This window comes from Dactylosporangium sp. NPDC005572, assembly GCF_040605515.1.
Taxonomy (GTDB): domain Bacteria; phylum Actinomycetota; class Actinomycetes; order Mycobacteriales; family Micromonosporaceae; genus Dactylosporangium.
Map to the genome: position 1 here is coordinate 1 of NZ_JBEXCY010000379.1, position 5,053 is coordinate 5,053.

The 5,053-nt window shown below is 76.1% G+C and carries 2 protein-coding genes; both read left to right on the forward strand.

Going from position 1 to position 5,053, the window contains the following annotated elements; genetic code table 11:
• The first annotated feature begins 150 nt into the window (after nucleotides 1-150).
• A complete protein-coding gene (locus ABZS66_RS60260; protein ID WP_354773788.1) occupies nucleotides 151-4,122 on the forward strand; it encodes a glycoside hydrolase family 38 C-terminal domain-containing protein in 3,972 nt (1,323 codons plus the stop codon).
• Between the two features lie 227 nt (nucleotides 4,123-4,349).
• Complete coding sequence (locus ABZS66_RS60265) at nucleotides 4,350-4,910, forward strand: hypothetical protein (RefSeq protein WP_354773786.1); 561 nt, start codon at nucleotides 4,350-4,352, stop codon at nucleotides 4,908-4,910.
• Nucleotides 4,911-5,053 lie beyond the last annotated feature (143 nt).

The window sequence follows — 5,053 nt, forward strand, 5'->3', positions numbered from 1 at the left end:
CCGCCACCGCCGGGTTCGCAGTCCCCGAACGCAAGCTCGCCAACGCCTGACCTTCCCAGCCACCCGGTCCCGGACCTCCCCACGAGGTCCGGGACCACGCCTGTCCGCTGACGCGCTTCGCGCCACAAACTGTCGTACCCGGCGAGCATGATGAGGTCCATGCGAATCCTCAGCGCGACGAGCACCGAGTTGTTCGTCGAAGGGCCGCGGCAGGTCGTCCGGGTCGAGGTGGCGGACTGGCCCGGACGGCTGGCCGTCGGCGGCGACGGCGTGTCCGGGTTCGCGGAGGTCGTCGACGGGCCGTTCGCCGAGGTCGGTGTGGTGTGCGACGCGCCGGTGGGCGCCGTCGTGCCGATCCGGGTCGCGGCCGACGACGGTGCGGCGGTCGAGGCCGAGCTGACGGTCGCCGAGCCCGGGTGGACGGTCTGGATGGTGCCGCACTTCCACTACGACCCGGTGTGGTGGAACACCCAGGCCGCCTACACGGCGATGTGGGACCGCGCGGGCAGGCTCGGCACCGAGTTCCGGGCGGCGTTCCAGCGCACCGGCTTCGACCTGGTGCGGCTGCACCTGGAGACGGCCCGCCGGGACCCCGACTACAAGTTCGTCCTCGCCGAGCTCGACTATCTCAAGCCCTACTGGGACAGCCACCCGCAGGACCGCGCCTACCTGCGGACCCTCCTGCGCGAGGGCCGGCTGGAGCTCATGGGCGGCACCTACAACGAGCCGAACACCAACCTCACGTCGGCCGAGTCGACGATCCGCAACCTGGTCCACGGCGTCGGGTTCCAGCGCGACGTGGTCGGCGGTGACCCGCGCACCGCGTGGCAGCTCGACGCGTTCGGCCACGACCCGCAGTTCCCCGGCCTGGTGGCGGACGCCGGGCTGGACTCGTCGTCGTGGGCGCGCGGCCCGTTCCACCAGTGGGGGCCGATGCTGTCGACGTATGAGCCGCGCGACGGCTGGGCCGACCCGGCGGTGATGCAGTTCAGCTCCGAGTTCGAGTGGGTCGCGCCGTCCGGGCGGGGCGTGCTGACGCACTACATGCCGGCGCACTACTCGGCCGGCTGGCACATCGACGCCAAGCCGACCCTGGAGGCCGCCGAGCAGAGCGTGTATGAGCTGTTCCTGCTGCTCAAGAAGGTCGCCGCGACCCGCAACGTGCTGCTGCCGGTCGGCACCGACTACACCCCGCCGGCGAAGTGGGTGACCGAGATCCACCGGGACTGGAACGCCCGGTACGTGTCGCCGCGGTTCGTGTGCGGCCTGCCCCGCGAGTTCTTCGCCGCGGTGCGGGCGAGCCGCCCAGCGCTCAGCCCGCAGACCCGCGACATGAACCCGATCTACACCGGCAAGGACGTGTCGTTCATCGACACGAAGCAGGCCCAGCGCCACGCCGAGGCGCTGCTCACCGACGCGGAGCTGTTCGCGACGGTCGCCGCGGCCCGCGGCGCCGGTTTCCCGCACGCCGCGGTCGACAAGGCGTGGCGGCAGCTGGTCTACGGTGCCCACCACGACGCCATCACCGGCAGCGAGTCCGATCAGGTGTATCTCGACCTGCTCACCGGCTGGCGGGAGGCGCACGACCTGGCGGCGGGGGTCCTCGACGACGCCCTGCGCCACCTCACCCCGCCGGCCGACGGCATCGTCGTCTTCAACCCGTCGAACTGGCCCCGGTCCGGCATCGTGCGCACCGACGACGTCGAGTTCCGCGCCGCCGACGTCCCACCGCTGGGGTATCGCACCTTCCCCAGGCAGCAGAGCACCCAGCGGTGGACCGCGGCGGACGAGCCGGTGATCAGCAACGACGCCTACCGGGTCACCGTCGACCCCCGGCGCGGCGGCTGCGTGTCGAGCGTCGTCGACCTGCGCACCGGCCGGGAGCTGCTGCAGCCCGGCCGGGTCGGCAACGAGCTGCACGTCTACGACGAGTATCCGGCGCACCCGCGGTTCCACGAGGGCCCGTGGCACCTGCTGCCGAAGGGCCCGCCGGTGCACGGCTCGGCCCGCGGGCCGGCCACCGGCACGACGACGGAGCACGGCCCGCTCGGGCAGCGGATCACCGTCACCGGCGCGGTCGGGCCCATGCGGTACACGCAGATCCTCACGCTGTGGCACGGCGAGTCCCGGCTCGAGCTGGTGACCAGGATCGACGACTTCGCCGGCGAGGACCATCTCGTCCGGGTCTGCTGGCCGGTCGCGGTCCCGGGCGCGCTGCCGGTCAGCGAGGTCGGCAACGCCGTCGTCGGCCGCGGGTTCGGGCTGATCGACGCCGACAGCGAGCAGGCGCCGTGGACGCTCGACAACCCGGCCCACCACTGGTTCGGCGTCTCCAGCACCGCCCGTGTCGAGGTCCGCGACCCGGACGGCGGCCGCCGGCACACCCGGGCGATCGGCGTCGCCGAGATCGTCGCCGACGACGACGTGCGCGACCTGGCCGTCGCCCTCGTCCGCAGGGGCGTCACGGCCACCACGTCCCGGCCGGGCGGCGCGCGGTACGGCCGGCTCGCCGTCGACTCGAACCTCCCGGACGTGCGGATCGCCGTCGGCCGCACCGCCTACACCGACGCCGTCGTCGCGGCCGCGGGCTGCGCCGAGGAGGTCGACCGGCAGCTCGCCGCGACCGGCCGGGCCCGGGTGTGGGTCGCCGCCGAGCGGGCCCTCACCGAGGTGTGGCGGCCCGACGCCGACCTGACCGGCCTGCTCGACCTGCCGGTGCTCGTCGTCATCGACGACGTCGCGGGCCTCTGCCGCGACGTCGCCACCGGCACGGTGCCCGCGACCCGACCGGCCGGCGGGCGCCCCGATCCCGACCCGGACCTCGACGACTGGACCGTGGCCCTGGTCAACCGCGGCATCCCGGGGTTCGCGGTCGACACCACGGGCGCGCTGCACCTGTCGCTGGTCCGCTCGTGCACCGGCTGGCCGTCCGGCGTCTGGATCGACCCGCCCCGCCGGACCGCCCCGGACGGCTCGACCTTCCAGCAGCAGCATTGGTCACACAGCTTCGAGTACGCACTCGTGGCCGCCCCCGGCGACTGGCGGGCCGCCGGCCTCGTCCGGCACGGGCACGAGGTCAACCACCCGCTCCACGCCCGCCCGGCAACCGGCGACGCGGCACCGGCGGCGGAGTCGTTCGTGACCGTCGAGGCGGACGGCGACGTGGTGCTCACCGCGCTGAAGCCGGCCGGCAACCCCCTCGCCCGCGGCGCCGCACCCACCACGGTGGACGGTGTGACGGTCCGGCTGTACGAGGCGTCCGGCCGCCCGGCCCAGGCCCGGCTGCGGCTGTGGGCGCCGGCCGTCGAGGCGCACGCGGTGGACCTCCTCGAAGCGCCCGGCAAGCCGCTGCCGGTGGACGCCGGCGGCGGCGTGCGGCTCGCGCTGGGCGGCGCGGACGTCGCGCAGGCGACGCTGCGGGTCGGCCCGATCCCGCCGGCCGACGAGCCGCCCGTGCCGGCGTACGCGAAGTACTGGCTGGACAACGCGGGGCCGGCGCCGACCGGGAACCTGCCGGTCGCCCTGCACCTCGACCCGCCGGTCGCGGTCGCCGACGGCCCGGTCACGCTGACCGCGACCGTGGCGTCCAACCTGGTCGCCGAGGACTCCACCGGCACCGTCGAGCTGGCGGCGCCACCGGGCTGGCGAGCCGAGCCCGGCAGCTTCCCGTTCTCCCTCGCGCCGGGTGGCTTCGCCGCCACGCCGGTCGTCCTCACACCGCCGCCGGACGCCGCGCCGGGCGTGCACTGGGTGCGGGCGCGCACCGACGGGCTGGTCGAGGACGTGGCCCGGCTGCTCGTCGGCGCGGCCGGCCCGGAGACGGTCACCGCCTCGTGGGGCCCGCTGGAACAGCTGCGGCCCGGCGACGAGTCCGTGCTCCGGCTGGACCTCGCCACCGACGCCGCCGGGCCGGTCGAGGTCGACGTGCGGCTGGTCAGCCCGTGGGGGGCCTGGCGGCTGTTCCCCGTCGTCGCGGCCCGGGTCGCGCCGCCCTACCGCCTCGAGCTGCCGGTGCGGGTGCCGCGGGACCACGAGCCCGGCCGGTGGTGGGTCCTCGCGAAGCTCGCGCACGCCGGCGAGCTGCACTACACCGCCCCGCTGACGGTGGAGGTGCTGCCGTGAACGCCGTCGCGGCCCGCATCGGCGACCGGGCGCTCGCGGTCCCGGCCTGCGGCGAGCAGCTGGAGGTGCTGCGGTGAACGGCGTCGCCGCGTGGGTCGGCGGCCGGGCGGTCGCCGTCGCGGCGGGCGGCGAGCGGGTGGAGGTGCTGCCGTGAACGGCGTCGCCGCGTGGGTCGGCGAGCGGGCGATCGCCGTCGCGGCGGGCGGCGAGCGGGTGGAGGTGCTGCCGTGAACGGCGTCGCGGCGTGGGTCGGCGAGCGGGCGATCGCGGTCGTGGCCGTCGAGGAGCGGCTGGCGGCGATGCGACGCGGGCCGTACGCGGCCCGGCTTCCCCACCCGGACACCGCCGAGGGCCGCAACCTGCGCCGGTGGCTGGTGCAGGTCCTCGTCGCCGAGGCGGTCGTCGAGCACGAGGCCGCCGCGCTCGGGGTGGTCGCGGACGACGAGGAGCCCCGGCCGCTCACGCTCGCCGAGGCCCTGCGGACCGGCGGGGTGACGGCCGCGGTCGTCGCCGCCCACCCCCTGGCCCGGGCGCTGCGGCTGCGGGTCGCGCCGCCGCTGCCCGCATCCGACGAGGTCACCGCCGACTACCACCGCCGCAACCGCGACCGGCACCCGGAGCCCCTCGACGACGTGCGGGCCGGCCTGGCCGCGCGCCTGGGCGCCGAGGACGCCGAGCGGCGGTTCGCGGCCTGGCTCGACGGGCGGTACGCGGCGCTGGTGCGGCTGGCGCCGGGGTACGAGCACCCGGCAGACCCCCGCCACCCCGACGCGACGCATCGGCACTGACCATGCGCGGTTCAGCCGACGTCGAGCCGGACCGGCAGCTCCCTGCGCGGGCCGCGGCGGCGTTGGCCTCGTAGCGGTCCGGCTCCCGGCCGAAGCGCAGGTAGGCGACCGTCGCCGCCGCGGCGAGCGCGGCGAGCGCGGCG